Source organism: Micromonospora sp. NBC_00858, from assembly GCF_045207365.1.
Taxonomy (GTDB): domain Bacteria; phylum Actinomycetota; class Actinomycetes; order Mycobacteriales; family Micromonosporaceae; genus Micromonospora.
The window spans coordinates 5,548,269-5,564,639 of sequence record NZ_CP108828.1 but is presented as its reverse complement, the minus strand read 5'-3'; the positions used below and the strand labels follow the sequence as shown (position 1 = coordinate 5,564,639).

Sequence of the window (16,371 nt, the reverse complement as noted above, 5' to 3'; positions counted from 1 at the left end):
CCGGGAGTCAGCGGAGCGGGAGGATGGCGGCGGTGCGGACCAGCCCGTCGGCGACCACGAACCTGCCGGTGACGGTGGCCGGCGGGTCAGCGACCGCCGCCGCGTCCACTCGCGCCGGAGCGATCCGGGCGGTGAACGTACCGGCGTCCGGGTCCAGGTCCAGCCGGGCGTCGTGGAAGTCCAGCCAGCTCCCGACGATCGGGTACCAGACCTTGTAGACGGTTTCCTTGGCGCTGAACAGCACCACCGGCCAGGAGATGCCGCCGGGCAGCCGGGCGCAGCTCTCCTCCTCCTCGGGCAGCAGCACGAGTCGGCGTACTCCCGCATTGACCTCGCGGTGCTGCTCGGCGTCCATTCCGACGGACCGGATATCCGTGCTGCGCGCCGCCGCGGCGGCGCAGTAGCCGGTGGTGTGGGTGATGGCTCCGACGATCCCGGCCGGCCAGACCGGAGCTCGGTCGGCGGCGGCGGGCACGGCCGCCGGCGGGAGGCCGAGGCCGGTCATCGCCCGGCGGGCGCACACCCGCCCGGCGGTGAAGTCCCGCCGACGGGTCTGCACCGCCCGCTCACCGAGACATGCCTGCTCGGCGGCGAGCAGGTCCCCGGCCCAGTCGTCCGGGCCGGCGACGGCCACCGCGACCGTTGCTGGCAGCAGGTCACGCATGACCGCTTACCCGTCGGTAGGAATGGACGTGCTGCCAGGGCATGCGGTCAACCGTCAACTTTCCGACTGTCACGAGGGGACAACGTACCGCAAAGATGTAACACCGGAGGTACGCACAGCGCTCCCCGGACAACACCGGGGGTGAGGACCATCAGCCGCCGGCCGGGGCACGGCAACAGGCAGTCCCGCGGACATCTGGAGAGGACGTGCGATGACCCATGGTGCGGAACGGCCGGGGGCGCGGGCTGACGAGCACGCCCCGACAACCCCCGGCTGGAGCTGCGGCTCCTGCGGCGATGAGTGGCCGTGTGCGACGAAGCGCAGTCGGCTGCTGGCGGAGTACGGGGGTGACCGGGCGATGCTCAGCGTCTACCTCGGCTCCTGTCTCGCCGCCGCCACGGAGGACCTGCGCGCCGCCCCGGTGATGTCGCTCCAGAATCGGTTCATCGGCTGGCTGCCGCGCGGTTCGCAGCGCGGCTGAGGCCGCCCGGTGGCCGCCGCTCGGCGGCGGCCACCGGGGCCGGACGATTTCAGCGGCGTCCGGGCCTGCGGGTCAGGGCGAAGCCGACCACGCCGGCCACCGCGGCGAGCACGCCGCCGATGCCGGTCCAGACCCAGCGCGAGCCGAGATCCGGGACCCAGTCCGCCGGTGAGTCGCCCTCGTCGTCGGCTTCCGGGTCCGCCGCCGGTACGGCGTTGAGCACCGTGCCCGCCTTGGTGTTCGGCACCAGCGGCGCGGCCAGTTCGCCGTCGTCGGCCGAGGCGCCCCGGTCGGCGACCGTGCCGACCAGCAGGTCCACGTCGATCGGCGCGCCCAGGTCCGGCTCCGGCAGGTCCACCACGGAGAGCCGGATGACGTACGTGCCGGGCAGCGGGTCGGCCGACCATGGCTCCGCCCAGGGCCGCACCTCACGCAGGGTGCAGCCCAGCGCCACGCTCGACGCCTGCGCGTCCACCGTCGGCGTCTGCGCCCCGGCGGTGCACGCCTGGCGGCGGCGCAACCCGTCGAAGACGTCGACGGTCCAGGTGGAGGCTCCGCTGCGCGCCTTCGGGAAGGTGACGGTGGCGCTGATCTCGTGCACCTGCCCGGCCGTCGCCGGGAACGACCAGTAGAGGTGGTCGCCGACCGAAGCGTCCACCCGCACCGGTTGCCCGGCGCTGATCGGCGTGGCAGTGAGGAACGACGTGCCGGCCCGGGTGACCGGTGTGGCTCCCGGAGAGGGGGTGGGGGCGGCCACGGCCGCCGCGGGCAGCAGCGCGGACCCGCCGGCGGCGACCAGCGCCGCCAGCGACCGGAACAGTGCGGTACGCATCAGTTCTCCCTCCAGGTGGCGACCCACCAGCGGGTGAGCAGCCCGGCGAGCAGGCCGGTGAGCAGGCCGGCCACGGTGAGCAGGGCGAGCAGCATCCAGCCCCGGCCGAGGTCCGGCCCGTCCGGCGCGGGCGCGGCGGCGACCACGTCGATGGTCAGCTCCACCGGCATGCCGGGGGTCGCCGAGGTGCCGGGGCGCGGGGCGAAGGAGTTGCTGACCACCAGGCAGACAGTGGTGGGCTCGATCGCCGTCGGGGTTGCCTCGGCCTCGGTGGCGTCCTCGTCGTCGGCGCTGGCCGACCAGCGCAGCCCGGCGGAGAGCACGTCGGCGCGCCCGCTGCCGGCGTCCGCGCCGCGGACCAGTTCCCGGCCGTCCGCCGCGGTGGCCCGCAGCAGCACGCCGTAGTCCCGGTTCACCGGCCGGTCCAGCGCCATGCTCACTGACGCGCGCAGCTCCTGCCCGGGACGCACCGGCACCCGGTAGTACCGGTGCTCGGAGAACGACTCCCGGTCGGCGTACACGCCGGGGGCCAGCAGCGGGGCGGAGTCGCAGGCGTTCGTGCCGCCGACCACGGTCGGGGCCAGGGTGTGCGTGTCGCCGGCCCGCTCGACGAGCTGCTTGATGCGGTCGGTCAGCTCCTCGGCGCTCTGCGCCGCCGTGTAGGTGCCACCGGTCGCACCGGCGATGCAGAGCAGCTGCTTGCGGACCTTCTCGTCGGGGGCCAGACCGAGCGTGTCGACCACCAGGCTGGTGCCCTGGGCGGCCAGCTCCCGGGCCACCTCGCACGGGTCCGGCGGAGCGCAGGTGTCCTCTCCGTCGGTGATCAGCACGATCCTCCGGGTGGTGGCCCCGGTGCCCAGGTCCTGCGCGGCGGAGCGCAGCGCGAGGCCGACGGGCGTGAACCCGGTCGGTCGCAGCGTTGCCACCGCCGCCTTGGCCCGGGCCCGGTCGACCGGCCCGACCGGCACGATCTGCTGGGTGTCCTGGCAGCCGACCTTCTTGTCCTTGCCCCGGTAGGTCGCGCCGAGCACCCGGATGCCGAGCTGGGTCTCCGCCGGAAGCGCGTCCACCACCTCGTTGAACGCCTGCTGGGCGACCGAGATCCGGCTGCGCCCGTCGATGTCCGCGGCCCGCATCGAGCCGCTGACGTCGAGCACCAGCTCGACCCGGGGCGGCTCGGCCACCGGCTCCTGGTCGTCGGCCGCCGCCGGGGCCGGCCCGGTCAGTGCGGTGGTCGCCAGCAGTCCGAGGAGGACGGCCGCCGATCGTCTGAAGTTGATCACGGGCCGCAGTGTAGTGAGATCCACTTTGGATGATCATTTGGGTGGCGGATTGGCGATCGTCCAGGTGCCGGACCGGCGGTGGGCGAGAGCGGTGGGGTGTGGCGGGTGGGGTCAGGCCGGCTCGTCGGGAGCGGCGTCAAGCAGCGTGACCAGCCGCTTCGGCGCGATCTCCCGGTAGGCATCGCGGCACAACTCGTCGATCTCGGTCCAGTCGACCGTGCCGTCGAGCCGTACGCCGAGCCAGCCCCGACCGCCCACATAGGGCGGTCGGAAGAACCGGGCCGAATCGGCGGCGGTCAGCTCGGCCTGGGCTCCCGGAGGGGCGGCGCACCACAGGTGGGGAAAGTCGTTGTGGTGGTGCCCATCGGCGTGCAGGGTCACGAAGACGCTCTTGTCCCGGACGAACCAGGTGGGCGACCCGTGGCTGGGCCGCTCGGTCACCTCGGGCAGGGCCAGGCAGATCACCCGGACCCGGTCCAGCAACTGCATGGCATCCCCCGCCCTCGTCACGATCGCGGCGCCCGGTCCCGGCGAGCCTAGCGCCCCGGGTCGCTCGATGGCGGTCTCGAAACGGGTCGGCGACGGCCTCGGACCAGCCCGTTCTTGGCTCTGGGTCCACGCCGGGTCACCCTCGGTCAACGCCTGGAGGGGAGGTGTCGGCCCGGCCGGCATCCGTCGGAAATCTGACCTAAGTCGACCCGTTGTGCCGGTGGTGCGCGGTGGTTAAGCTCTTCATGCGCGCCCCAATCGCCCGCTTCCCCCGTGGCAGGCGATCGGGGCGCGCGTCTTTGTCGAAACGGGCCCGCACGCTTGAAGCGTGCGGGCCCGTTTTCGTCGCGCTGCGCTGCGCGTCGCCTTTCGATGCTTATATCCAGCGACCGTCCAGCCACATCCGGGACAGCCAGTCCGAGTACGGAATCACCTTGCCCACGAAGATCGGATAGAAGTACGCGAAGCAGAGCGCCACCAGCAGCACGTACGCCCCGGCCGCGATGCTGCCCACCAGCCGGCGTTCGTAGCCCGGGTCACCGGGCACCAGCGGGGCCACCGCACCGACGTCACCCCCGGCCGGGGCGATCAGCGCGCCCAGCACGTACACCACGGCCAGGACCATGAAGGGCAGCGCCGGAGCGGTGTAGAACGAGAACATCGTCCGGCCATCGAGAGCGAACACGAACCAGGGCAGCAGGCCCGCCGCCACGCTGAGCAGGATCGCGCCGGCCCGCCAGTCCCGGCGGGCCACGCCCAGCCAGGTCAGCGCCACCAGGGCGGGCAGGAACGACCACCAGAGCAGCGGGGTGCCGAGCAGCAGGATCTCGGAGGCGCAGCTCGGCGCGCCGCAGGCGCCGTCGCCGGAGTAGTGGAACGCGACCGGACGGCCGAGCAGCAGCCACTGCCACGGCCACGACTGATACTTGTGCGGGTCGTCCAGCCCGGTGTGGAAGCCGTACGCCGCGCGGTGGTACTCGAAGAGGTTGATCAGCGGGCCGATCAGCGGGGTGTCACTGAGCGGGGCGTTCGGGTAGGACGACGCGAGCCGGTAGTAGCCGTCGTCGCTGAGCAGCCAGCCCGACCAGGTGGCGATGTAGGTGCCCACCATGAGCACGCCGGCCAGCACCAGCCAGGGCAGCTCGTCGAGCAGGGTGTCCCGCCAGGGCCGGCGGACCCCTGCCGAGCGGCGGACGCCGACCTCCCAGAAAAGCACCAGCAGCGCGAAGACCGGCACGAAGTACAGCGCGCTCCACTTCACCGCGCAGGCGCAGCCGAGCAGCACCCCGGCGGCGAGCCGCCACCACGGCCAGGTGCGCCAGCCGGTCGGCGGTCGGCCGGCGCGGCCCCGCTGGGTCGGGTCGAGCCCGTCGTCCAGGGCCCGCGCCCAGCGCCGACGGCGGGCGTCCCGGTCGAGCACCAGCGCGCCGAACGCGGCCAGCACGAAGAAGAGCAGGAAGATGTCGAGCAGCGCCGCGCGGGACAGCACCAGGTGGAAGCCGTCCAGGGCGAGCAGCAGGCCGGCCGCGCAGCCCAGCACGGTCGAACGGAACATCCGCCGGCCGATGCGGACCAGCAGCAGCACCGACAGGGTGCCGACCACGGCCGCCGAGAACCGCCAGCCGAACTCCGGCGCGGTGGTGAACAGGTGCCCGGGGACGGAGACCTTCGACTCGGCGTCCTGGTAGCCGAAGGCCCACTCGCCGAGGCCGATCAGCCACTTGCCCAGCGGCGGGTGCACCACGTACGACGGGGCGTTGTCCTTGTAGTTCCACTCGACGCCGCGGCTGATCAGCCCGTAGGCGTCCTTGGCGTAGTACGTTTCGTCGAAGATCTTGCCCTTCGGCCCGGACAGGCCGACGAAGCGCAGGATCGCCGCGATGGCCACCACCACGGCGGTGGCCAGCCACGAGAACCGGTCCAGCCGGGTATCGACGGTGGTGAACCCACGCCGGATCACGCCGGTCGCCCCGGTCCCGGCGACGCTGGGCGCCGCTGCTGTCTGGTCGGGGCGGTGCTCGCCTGCGGTCACTTCGACCGTCTTTGCCGGGTCGGCGCTCCGGCTCTGCGCTGTCGACGCACTCGTCACCCGGCGATCGTAGGCTGCCAACGTGTCCTGTGGCGCCCGTCGTCCCCGATACCGGTATCCGCTGTCAATGAAGGAGACGATCCCGTGGGTGAAATGTCCGAAGCTGGGCGCCTGATCCTGCTCGGTGCCCCGCTCGGCAACCCCGCCGACGCCTCGGCCCGGTTCCGGGAGGTGCTGACCAGCGCCGACGTGGTGGCCGCCGAGGACACCCGGCGGCTCACCCGGCTGGCCCGCGACCTCGACATCACCGTCGGCGGTCGGATCGTCTCCTACTTCGAGGGCAACGAGGAGCGGCGGACCCCCGAGCTGGTCGAGGTCATCCTCGGCGGGTACGTGGTGGCGCTGGTGACCGACGGCGGAATGCCGAGCGTCTCCGACCCCGGCTACCGACTGGTCCGGGCCGCACTGGACGCCGGGGCCCCGGTCAGCGTCGCCCCCGGGCCGAGTGCGGTGACCACGGCGTTGGCCGTCTCCGGGCTGCCCGTCGACCGGTTCTGCTTCGAGGGGTTCCTGCCCCGTACCCCCGGGGCCCGCCGGTCGCGGCTGCGCGCCCTCGCCGCCGAGGAGCGCACCCTCGTCTTCTTCGAGGCGCCGCACCGGATCGGCGCGGCGCTCACCGACCTGGCCGAGACGTTCGGCGCGGACCGGCCGGCCGCGGTCTGCCGCGAGCTCACGAAGACCTACGAGGAGGTGCTCCGTCGCCCGCTCGGCGAGCTGGCCCGGTGGGCCGCCGAGGGGGATCCGCGCGGGGAGATCACCCTCGTCGTGGCCGGGGCGCCGGTGACGGCCCCGGAACGGCCCGACGACGACACCCTGCGCGCGGCCGTCGCCGAGCGGGAGGCGGCCGGCCGGTCCCGCCGCGACGCCATCACCGAGGTCGCCACCGAGTACGCGCTGCGCCGCCGCGACGTCTACACGATCGTGCACAGCTGACCCCCACTCCCGCCGCGCCGGCCCCGAGGCGTGTTCACCAGGCGGCGGCCAGGAAGCCGAGGGTGATCAGGGCCGGGCCGGCGATCGCGGCGCTCACCGCCCAGCGGCGGTTCCGCCGGCCGGCCAGCCGGGTCGACCCGGTCCACCGGGTGATGCCGGCCGCGCACGCGAGGATCACCAACAGGCCGGGCACCCAGCGCAGGTGCCGGCCCATGCCGGTGTCGGCGTACGCGGTGCCGCCGTCCGGGCCGGCCATCCTCGCTGGCAGAGCCGTCCCCGGAGCGTTCTTCCCGGCGGGCACCCCGGTGACCCGTACCCCGTGTGCCAGGAACCGTCCGCCGTCGGCCATGAAGATCCCCCGGCAACGCTGGGTGAGCTCGCCGCCGGTGCACTTGTCGATCACCACCGTGCCGACCCGGGCATGACCGACCGCGAGCCAGAACGGGCCGGCGCTGACCCAGGCGAAGAAGGCCGTGACCAGGCTCAGCAGCACCAGCGCGGCGAGCCCGGGCAGCGGGTCCGGCGGCGGGGCGGTACGGGCCCCCGCCCGGCGCCACGCCACGCCGGAGCCGCGGTCCCGTTCCGGCGCGGGGTCCTCCCGGACGGGGGTGCCGTCCCAGTGCACCTGTTCGATCGGCGCCCAGACGGCGCCGTCGTCGATCCGGCGTGCACCCCGGTGCCAGCGGCTCAGCTGCCGGACCGGCACCCGGCGCGGCACCGCGTCCACCGGCGCCCCGGTGGTCGGCTCCACTTCGACGACCCCTGCGGCGGGCTCCCCACCGCCGGACGGTGAGCCGTCCGTCGAGCCCGACGGGGCGGGGCGGGCCGGGCTGGGTGCCGGTGCCGCCGGAGCGGGACGGGCCGGGGTGGGTGCCGGCGCGGCCGGCGCCGGACGGGCCGGGGTGGCGGCGAGCCCCGCCGCGTTGTCCCGCCTCGGCGTGGCCGCCCGCCCTGCCGGCGTGGGTCGCTGCCGGCCCGGCCGATCGGCGGCGGGGGCGGAGCCGGGTGCCGGCGCGGCGCCCGGTCGGGGGTTGGGGCCAGGTCGTGGGGCGACGGCTGGTCGGGGGTTGGGGCCAGGTCGTGGGGCGACGGCTGGTCGGGGAGTGGCGTCGTCCGGGGCACGGTTCGCGTCTCCCCCGGGCACCGGCCGGGGTTGGGGCGCGACCGACGCGCCCCGCGACCCGCCGGGTCCGGGGCTCGGGTCGTCGTCGACCGCGGGACCGGTGGGACGGTCGTCGTGATCCCGGGCCGCTCGTCTGCCAGTCACGTCGTTCATTGCACACCGGTCCACGAGGAGGATCGGGCAGCTCAGCCGCGTGTCGGCGACAAATCGGACCAATGGACGGGGTGGTCGGCATGGTCCGCCGCCCCGGCACCCCCTATTGGTTCGCGGTCGCACCGGACGGGTCACTAGGCTTGCTGCTCATGAGTCACGTTCTCGCGGCAGTGGCCTGGCCGTACGCCAACGGCCCCCGCCACATCGGCCACGTCTCCGGTTTCGGCGTTCCCTCTGACGTCTTCGCCCGGTACATGCGGATGGCCGGCCACGACGTGCTCATGGTCTCGGGCACCGACGAGCACGGCACCCCGATCCAGGTGCAGGCCGACGCCGACGGGGTGACCCCGCGCGAGTTGGCCGACCGGTACAACCGGGTGATCGTGGAGGACCTGCACGGTCTCGGGCTCACCTACGACCTGTTCACCCGCACCACCACCCGCAACCACTACGCGGTGGTGCAGGAGTTGTTCGAGGGGATGTACCGCAACGGCTACATCGTGCCGAAGACCACCATGGGCGCGATCTCCCCGTCCACCGGGCGCACCCTGCCCGACCGGTACATCGAGGGCACCTGCCCGATCTGCGGGTACGACAGCGCCCGTGGCGACCAGTGCGACAACTGCGGCAACCAGCTCGACCCGATCGACCTGATCAACCCGAAGTCGCGGATCAACGGGGAGACCCCGAAGTTCGTCGAGACCGAGCACTTCTTCCTGGACCTGCCCGCCCTGGCCGACGTGCTGCGGCAGTGGCTGGACACCCGGGAGGGGTGGCGGCCCAACGTGCTGCGGTTCTCCCGCAACCTGCTTGACGACCTCCAGCCCCGGGCGATCACCCGGGACCTGGAGTGGGGCGTACCGATCCCGTTGGACGGCTGGCGGGACCGGCCGGACAAGCGGATCTACGTCTGGTTCGACGCCGTGATCGGCTACCTGTCCGCCTCGATCGAGTGGGCCCGCCGCTCGGGCGACCCGGAGGCCTGGCGCCGGTGGTGGTCCACCGACGGCGAGGGCAAGGACGCCCGGTCGTACTACTTCATGGGCAAGGACAACATCGTCTTCCACTCGGTGATCTGGCCGGCGCTGCTCTCCGGCTACTCCGGTGAGGGTTCCCGCGATGGTGAGCCGGGCGAGTTGGGCCGGCTCAACCTGCCCACCGAGGTGGTCTCCAGCGAGTACCTGACCATGGAGGGCCGGAAGTTCTCCTCGTCCCGCAAGGTGGTCATCTACGTCCGGGACTTCCTGGAGCGCTACGACGCCGATGCGCTGCGCTACTTCATCGCCGCCGCCGGCCCGGAGAGCAACGACACCGACTTCACCTGGGCCGAGTTCCTCCGCCGCAACAACGACGAACTGGTCGCCGGCTGGGGCAACCTGGTCAACCGGTCCGTCTCGATGGCGGCGAAGAACTTCGGCGCCATCCCGCCGGTCGACGCGGCCGGGCTCACCGAGGCCGACGAGGCGCTGCTCGCGGTGGCCCGGGCCGGCTTCACCACGGTCGGCGACCTGATCGGCCGGCACCGGCAGAAGCAGGCGATCGGTGAGGCCATGAGGGTGGTCGCCGAGGCCAACCGGTACCTCTCCGAGCAGGCGCCGTGGAAGCTCAAGGACGAGGCGGACAAGCCCCGGATGGGCACCATCCTGCACGTCGCGCTCCAGGTGGTCAGCGACGCCAACACGCTGCTCACCCCGTTCCTGCCGCACTCCGCGCAGCAGGTGCACGAGCTGCTCGGCGGCACCGGCGTGCACGCGCCGATGCCGGTCATCGAGCAGGTCGACGACCTGGACGGCGGGCCGGCGTACCCGGTGCTGACCGGGGACTACACGGTCGGCGCGCGCTGGGAGTCGGTGCCGCTGGAGTCGGGGCGGCCGCTGGCCGCGCCGAAGCCGGTGTTCCGCAAGCTCGACCCGTCGATCGTCGACGAGGAGCTGGCCCGGCTGGCCGGCTGAGCACGACACGGCCGCACGGCTGAGCGCGGCCCCGGGGGAATCCCGGGGCCGCGCCTCGCCTGGACGGCCGGCGTCACATCGCGTACCGCGTGTCCATCACCTGGTCGTCGGTCACCTCGGCGCCCGGCGCCCACGCCTCGTAGACGCCGCGATCGTGGCACTGCGCCCCGGTGGCGAGCACCGTGTCCGGGTCCGGGAAGCGCAGCCGCAACCGCAGCCAGCCGGCCTCCTCCCGCAGCACCAGGCAGGGCACGCCCCGCCACTGCGCGAACCGGAGCCGCCGGGCGACCTGCTCCACCGGGTAGCGGGCCGCCCGGGTCATCGCCAGCACCCGGAACCCGCCGGGCAGATCGGCCACCGCCTCGTACTCGCTGTCGCCGTGCACGCCGACCAGTTGGGTGGAGCGCAGGGAGTCCCCGGTCGGCACGTACTCCTGGTCCGGGGAGAGACCCGGCACCGCCGACAGCAGGTGTCGCCACTGCGGGCCCACCATCCGTAGCCAGCCGCGCTGCTCGGCCTGGTAGGTGTAGAGCACCACCTCCACCCCCTCCGCCGGGTAGGCGAGCAGGGCGGCGTTCGCCGGCATCGGCAGATCGGCGAAGTCCCGGGTGATGAACTCCGGGATGAGCTGGCCGTTGCTCGGCACGAAGCCCGTGCCCAGCACCGGCGGACCCAGTCGGTCCCGGGGAGCCAGCGCGGTCAGGCCACGGTGCGCCTCGCCCACCGGCACGGCGTAGTCCCCCGGGTCGGCGGCCCGCCAGCGCAGCGCGTACGCCACGTCCAGGCCGTCCCGCCCGACCTCGCCGTCGGTACGCAGCACCGTGGTCGCCGCTGGTGTGCGCAGGTGTGCCACGTCGTGCTCGCGGTAGCAGAAGCCGTGCGGCAACCACCCCCGCACGTACCCGGCGAGCTGCCGGGGGGAGAGCACCTTCACCATCCGGGTGCCCCGCCGGATCACCGCCGACGAGCGTGCCGCGGCCAGCATCGGGTCACCCGCCGAGGCCGGCTGCTGGCTGAGCTGTTGCAGCTGCGCCCAACCCCGCTCCCGGTGCGCAGGCATCATCAGCGGCGTCTCCGGCTCCTCGGCCGGCTCGGGCGCCCCGTGCACCGCGGTCACCTCGGTGACGTGCACGAACCGGCGCCACGGCAGGGCGCTGCCCGGTCGGGGCGCCCACTCGAAGCCCTGCACCTCGTCGGCGCTGAACAGCTCGTACGCGGCGCCCCGGGCGATCTCCTCGGCCGGGTAGACGCCGCCGCCGAACGCCACGCGCAGCCCGGTACGTTCGCTGGCGGCGCCGCTTGACTGGGGGGTGACGCTCACACCGCCACCTCGCTCCGCTCGGCAGCGGCGCGAGACGCCACGCTGCTGCGCCTCATGGTTCGCTCGCTGCGCTCGCTCACGCGGCGACGGTAGAGTCGCGCGGCGTAGTCGAGGTGAACGTCGGGTGGCGGGCGGATGGACAGCCCCGGTGTGTGATGCTGTCGCTGATGAGCGAGCCCACTGAAACCCGCCGCGAGCGGGCCGCCCGGCGGGCCGGAGAGTTCCCGCCCGCCCCCGAACCACTGCCCCGGCCGGTGCTGGACAGCCACACCCACCTGGACATCACCGTCAGCGAGGCCGGCGTACCCGGCGGCGGGTCCGCCGATGACCCGGTCGCCGCGGCGATCGCGCTGGCCACCGACGTCGGGGTGGACCGGCTGGTCCAGGTGGGTGTGGACGTCGCCTCCTCCCGGTGGGGCGCGGACACCGCCGACCGGCACCCCGCCGTGCTGGCCACGGTGGCGCTGCACCCCAACGAGGCGCCCCGGCTGGCCGACCTCGACGAGGCGCTGCGGGAGATCGAGTCGCTCGCCGCCCGGGAGCGGGTCCGGGGGATCGGCGAGACCGGGATGGACTTCTTCCGGACCGGCGACGAGGGGCGCGCCGCGCAGGAGGAGAGCTTCCGGGCGCACATCGCCATCGCCAAGCGGTACGGCCGGGCGCTGGTCATCCATGACCGGGACGCGCACGCCGACGTGCTGCGGATCCTCGACGACGAGGGCTCCCCGGACACCGTGGTGCTGCACTGCTTCTCCGGTGACGCCGACTTCGCCCGCGAGTGCGTCCGCCGCGGCTACCTGCTCAGCTTCGCCGGCACCGTCACCTTCGGCAGTGCCACCGCGCTGCGGGAGGCCGCCGCGCTCACCCCCGTGGATCAGATCCTGGTGGAGACCGACGCGCCCTATCTCACCCCGATGCCGCACCGGGGCCGGCCGAACGCGTCGTACCTGATCCCGCTCACCGTCCGCTCGCTCGCCGCGACCACCGGCACCGACCTGGACGAGCTGTGCGCGGCCATCTCGGCCACCGGCGACCGGGTCTTCGGCCCGTGGTGAGCCCGGCCCGACGGTCGGCCCTGCCGCCGCTACGCTCCCAGGCATGACCGGTCTCCTCGGCCCGGCGGAGATCCGGGAACTCGCCGCCCGGCTGGGCGTCGCGCCCACCAAGAAGCTGGGCCAGAACTTCGTGCACGATCCGAACACCGTGCGCCGGATCGTCACGGCCGCCGGCCTGACTCCCGATGACGTGGCCCTGGAGGTCGGCCCCGGGCTCGGCTCGCTCACCCTGGGGCTGCTGCCGGTCGCCGGGCACGTGCACGCTGTGGAGATCGACCCGGTGCTCGCCGGCGCGCTGCCGGAGACCGTCGCCCGGCACGCCGGGGCGGACGCCGGCCGGCTCACCGTGCATCGCGCCGACGCGCTGCGCATCGACGCCGCCGAGCTGGCCGACCCTCCGCCGACCGCGCTGGTGGCGAACCTGCCCTACAACGTGGCCGTGCCGGTGGTGCTGCACCTGCTCGCCGAGCTGCCCAGCCTGCGGCACGGCCTGGTGATGGTGCAGAAGGAGGTCGCCGACCGGCTGGTCGCCGGTCCCGGCTCCAAGGTGTACGGCATCCCGTCGGTCAAGCTCGCCTGGTACGCCCAGGCCCGGGGCGCCGGCCGGGTGCCGCCGAACGTGTTCTGGCCGGTGCCCAACGTCGACTCCGGTCTGGTCGCCTTCACCTGCCGTCAACCACCCCGCGCCGACGTACCCCGGCAACGGGTCTTCGCCGTGGTGGACGCGGCGTTCGCGCAGCGCCGCAAGACCCTGCGCGCCGCGCTGGCCGGCTGGGCCGGCGGCGCGGACCGGGCCGCGGCCGCGCTCACCGCCGCCGGCGTCGACCCCGGCGCCCGGGGGGAGTCGCTCACCGTCGAGCAGTTCGCCGCCATCGCCGCGTCGGCTCCAGTCGGTACGCCGGCCGCGAAGTAGGCTGACGCCGTGCCCGTCGAGGAGGTCCGGGTGAGTACCGACCACACCGAGGAGCTGATCGTGGCCAAGCCGTTCGACATTCGCCTGCGCGTGCGGGAGATCGCCCCGTGACCGAGGCCTGGCGACCGGACGAGGAGGACGAGCGGCGTGGGGCCAGCGGCCCGGTGAAGGTCCGGGTGCCCGCGAAGGTCAACCTGCACCTCGGGGTGGGCCCGCTGCGCCGGGACGGCTACCACGAGCTGAACACCGTCTACCACGCCATCTCCATCTACGACGAGCTGACCGCTCGGCGCGGCGACACGCTCGCGCTGACCATGGAGGGCGAGGGCACCGGCGAGTTGGCGCTGGACGACACCAACCTGGTGATCCGCGCCGCGCACGCCCTCGCCGGATACGCCGGGGTGCTGCCGCACGCCCGGCTGCACCTGCGCAAGCAGATCCCGCTCGCCGGCGGGCTGGCCGGCGGCAGTGCCGACGCGGCCGCCGCGCTGGTGGCCTGCGACGCGCTCTGGGGCACCGGGCTGTCCCGCGACGAGTTGGCCGGGATCGCCGCCGATCTGGGCTCCGACGTGCCGTTTCTGATCTACGGCGGCACCGCGCTGGGCACCGGCCGGGGTGAGGCCGTGAGCCCCGTACTGGCACGCCCCACCTCCTGGTACTGGGTCGTGGCCATCGCCGACGGCGGCCTGTCCACCCCGGCCGCGTACCGCGAGCTGGACCGGCTCCGCGACTCCGGTACGGCCGGCGCCCCGCTGGGCAGCACCGACGCGCTGCTGGGCGCGCTGCGCCAGCGCGACCCCCGGGTGCTCGCCCGTACGCTCGGCAACGATCTCCAGGACGCCGCGCTGGCCATGCGCCCGGCGCTGGCCGACACCCTCAAGGCCGGCGAGGCGGCCGGCGCGCTCACCGGCATCGTCTCCGGCTCCGGCCCGACCTGCGTCTTCCTCGCCGCCGGGGCGGCCGACGCGGAGCGGATCGCCGCCGAGTTGACCACCGCGGGCGTGTGCCGTGCGGCGCGGGTCGCCCACGGCCCGGTGGTCGGCGCCCGCGTCGTCTGACCCTGCTCAAGGTCAACTCCAGGGGGCGACGTCGGTGCGTCCCGCCGCGACCTGGAGTTGACCAAGTCGCCGTCGGTGCCCCGGCGGGCGCCCGGTGCGTCCGCGTACCCTTGGGTCAGGCGTCCAGGTGCCCGCCGGCACCGGGACGCCTTGATCATGAAGGGTGGGAGTGTGGCCAACATCGTCAATCTGGACCGGGTGTCCAAGGGGTACGGCGCCGCCGGGCGGCTACTCACGGACGTCTCGCTCGGCCTGGACGACGCCGACCGGATCGGCGTGGTCGGCCTCAACGGTGCCGGCAAGTCCACCCTGCTGCGGTTGCTCACCAAGCAGGAGGACCCTGACGACGGCCGGGTCACCCATCGCCGCGACCTGCGGGTGCTCTGGCTGCCGCAGCAGCTCACCCTCGCTCCCGACGCCACCGTCCGGGATGTCGTGCTCGGCACCGCCTGGCTCGGCGAGGGCATGGGCGCCGAGCACGAGTGGGCCGGCGACGCCGGGGTGCGCGCCATCCTCGACGGCCTCGGCATGCCGCACCTGGGCCTCGACCAGCCGGTCGGCCCGATGTCCGGTGGCGAACGGCGCCGGGTCGCGCTCGCCGCGCTGCTCGTCCGCGACTCCGACCTGCTCATCCTCGACGAGCCCACCAACCACCTCGACGTCGGCGGCGTCGACTGGCTGGCCCGGCACCTGGTCGGCCGCAAGGGTGCCCTGGTCGTGGTCACCCACGATCGGTGGTTCCTGGACGCGGTCTGCACCAACACCTGGGAGGTCGCCGACCAGGCCGTCCGCGTGTACGAGGGCGGCTTCGCCGCCTGGATCCTCGCCCGAGCCGAGCGCGAACGCGTCGCCGCCGCCACCGAGGCCCGCCGACAGAACCTGCTCCGCAAGGAGATCGCCTGGCTGCGCCGCGGTCCGCCCGCCCGCACCTCCAAGCCCCAGTTCCGCATCGACGCCGCCAACGCGTTGATCGCCGACGTGCCGCCAGCGCGGGACACCATGTCGCTGCAACGGATGGCCACCTCCCGGCTCGGCAAGCAGGTGTACGACCTGGAGAACGTCGAGCTGCTCGCCGGCCCCAAGGAGATCCTGCGCGACGTCACCTGGCAGGTCGGGCCGGGCGACCGGATCGCCATCCTGGGTGCCAACGGTGCCGGCAAGACCACGCTGCTGCGGATGCTCGCCGGCATCACCCGCCCCGACGGCGGCCGCCTCGGCACCGGCTCCACCGTGCGTCCGGCGTTCCTGTCCCAGGAGCTCGCCGAGCTGCCCGGGCACCTGCGGGTGCTCGAAGCCGTGGAAGAGGTCGCCCGCCGGGTCCAGCTCGGCGACCGGGAGGTCTCCGCCGCCCAGCTCGCCGAGGTCTTCGGCTTCGACGACCGCCGGCTCTGGACTCCGGTCAGCGACCTTTCCGGTGGGGAACGCCGCCGGCTGCAGATGCTGCGGCTGCTCGCCGGCGAGCCCAACGTGCTGCTCTTCGACGAGCCCACCAACGACCTGGACACCGACACCCTGGCCGCACTGGAGGACCTGCTCGACTCCTGGCCCGGCACGATCATCGTGGCCAGCCACGACCGCTACCTGATCGAACGGGTCACCGAGTCGGCGTTCGGGATGTTCGGCGACGGCCGGCTGGTGCACCTGCCCGGCGGCGTCGACGAGTACCTCGCGCGGACCGCCGAGCGTGCCGGCGCGCCGCGGGCCGGTGCCACCTCGACCGCCGCGCCCACCGGCCCCTCCGCGGGCGGCATGTCCGCGGCCGAGGTCCGCCAGGCCCGCAAGGAGCTGACCCGGCTGGAACGCCAGCTCGGCAAGCTCGACCAGCGCGAGACCACCTTGCTCGACCAGCTCGCCGCCGACGCCACCGACTACGCCCGGGTCGCCGAGCTGGACACCCAGCTCAAGGATCTGCGCGCCGAGCGGGAGCGGATCGAGGAGACCTGGATGACCCTCGCCGAGGACCTGCCCGAGAGCTGACCGGGCCGCGCGCGCCGGGCCGGGGGCCGTGTGCGGCGTCACACCGCC

At 73.9% G+C, this 16,371-nt stretch carries 14 protein-coding genes; 7 read left to right on the top strand and 7 right to left on the bottom strand.

Annotated elements, in window-relative coordinates; genetic code table 11:
• Positions 1–7: 7 nt before the first annotated feature.
• Positions 8–664 (bottom strand): 4'-phosphopantetheinyl transferase, encoded by a 657-nt coding sequence (locus OG990_RS25825; protein WP_386985282.1) that lies wholly within the window; start codon positions 662–664, stop codon positions 8–10.
• A 211-nt stretch (positions 665–875) separates the two neighbouring features.
• Between OG990_RS25825 and OG990_RS25820 the strand changes: the two genes are divergently transcribed.
• Positions 876–1,145, top strand: coding sequence for a hypothetical protein (locus OG990_RS25820; RefSeq protein ID WP_406077436.1), 270 nt, complete (start codon positions 876–878; stop codon positions 1,143–1,145).
• A 49-nt stretch (positions 1,146–1,194) separates the two neighbouring features.
• Here OG990_RS25820 and OG990_RS25815 read toward each other — a convergent pair whose 3' ends face one another.
• The 4 genes from OG990_RS25815 to OG990_RS25800 form a co-directional block, all read right to left on the bottom strand.
• Positions 1,195–1,977: a peptidase gene (locus tag OG990_RS25815; protein ID WP_406077435.1), complete on the bottom strand. Its 783-nt coding sequence runs from the start codon at positions 1,975–1,977 to the stop codon at positions 1,195–1,197.
• Positions 1,977–3,260 (bottom strand): VWA domain-containing protein, encoded by a 1,284-nt coding sequence (locus OG990_RS25810; protein WP_355602339.1) that lies wholly within the window; start codon positions 3,258–3,260, stop codon positions 1,977–1,979. Before OG990_RS25810 ends, OG990_RS25815 begins: the two co-directional genes overlap by 1 nt.
• Positions 3,261–3,371: 111 nt before the next feature.
• Entirely contained in the window at positions 3,372–3,749 is a 378-nt protein-coding gene (locus tag OG990_RS25805; protein ID WP_406077434.1) for an MmcQ/YjbR family DNA-binding protein, read from the bottom strand.
• A gap of 376 nt (positions 3,750–4,125) precedes the next feature.
• The gene (locus OG990_RS25800) at positions 4,126–5,838 is read right to left on the bottom strand and encodes a dolichyl-phosphate-mannose--protein mannosyltransferase (protein ID WP_406077433.1); all 1,713 of its coding nucleotides are present in this window, start codon (positions 5,836–5,838) and stop codon (positions 4,126–4,128) included.
• 93 nt (positions 5,839–5,931) lie between these two features.
• On the opposite strand from OG990_RS25800, the gene rsmI reads away from it, so the two are divergent.
• A complete protein-coding gene (gene rsmI, locus OG990_RS25795; protein ID WP_386985272.1) occupies positions 5,932–6,771 on the top strand; it encodes a 16S rRNA (cytidine(1402)-2'-O)-methyltransferase in 840 nt (279 codons plus the stop codon).
• A gap of 34 nt (positions 6,772–6,805) precedes the next feature.
• Here rsmI and OG990_RS25790 read toward each other — a convergent pair whose 3' ends face one another.
• The gene (locus OG990_RS25790; RefSeq protein WP_406077432.1) at positions 6,806–7,522 is read right to left on the bottom strand and encodes a hypothetical protein; all 717 of its coding nucleotides are present in this window, start codon (positions 7,520–7,522) and stop codon (positions 6,806–6,808) included.
• Positions 7,523–8,196: 674 nt separating this feature from the next.
• Here OG990_RS25790 and metG point away from each other — a divergent pair.
• A complete protein-coding gene (metG, locus tag OG990_RS25785; RefSeq protein ID WP_406077431.1) occupies positions 8,197–9,999 on the top strand; it encodes a methionine--tRNA ligase in 1,803 nt (600 codons plus the stop codon).
• A gap of 73 nt (positions 10,000–10,072) precedes the next feature.
• On the opposite strand, the gene OG990_RS25780 is transcribed toward metG, so the two are convergent.
• Positions 10,073–11,320, bottom strand: coding sequence for a hypothetical protein (locus tag OG990_RS25780; RefSeq protein ID WP_406077430.1), 1,248 nt, complete (start codon positions 11,318–11,320; stop codon positions 10,073–10,075).
• Positions 11,321–11,475: 155 nt separating this feature from the next.
• Between OG990_RS25780 and OG990_RS25775 the strand changes: the two genes are divergently transcribed.
• The 4 genes from OG990_RS25775 (at position 11,476) to OG990_RS25760 (ending at position 16,323) form a co-directional block, all read left to right on the top strand.
• Positions 11,476–12,375, top strand: a complete 900-nt coding sequence (locus OG990_RS25775; protein ID WP_328423323.1) for a TatD family hydrolase — start codon at positions 11,476–11,478, stop codon at positions 12,373–12,375.
• 43 nt (positions 12,376–12,418) lie between these two features.
• Entirely contained in the window at positions 12,419–13,288 is an 870-nt protein-coding gene (gene rsmA / locus OG990_RS25770) for a 16S rRNA (adenine(1518)-N(6)/adenine(1519)-N(6))-dimethyltransferase RsmA (protein ID WP_328423325.1), read from the top strand.
• A 107-nt stretch (positions 13,289–13,395) separates the two neighbouring features.
• Positions 13,396–14,346, top strand: a complete 951-nt coding sequence (locus OG990_RS25765; RefSeq protein WP_406077429.1) for a 4-(cytidine 5'-diphospho)-2-C-methyl-D-erythritol kinase — start codon at positions 13,396–13,398, stop codon at positions 14,344–14,346.
• A gap of 171 nt (positions 14,347–14,517) precedes the next feature.
• A complete protein-coding gene (locus OG990_RS25760) occupies positions 14,518–16,323 on the top strand; it encodes an ABC-F family ATP-binding cassette domain-containing protein (protein ID WP_406077428.1) in 1,806 nt (601 codons plus the stop codon).
• Positions 16,324–16,371 lie beyond the last annotated feature (48 nt).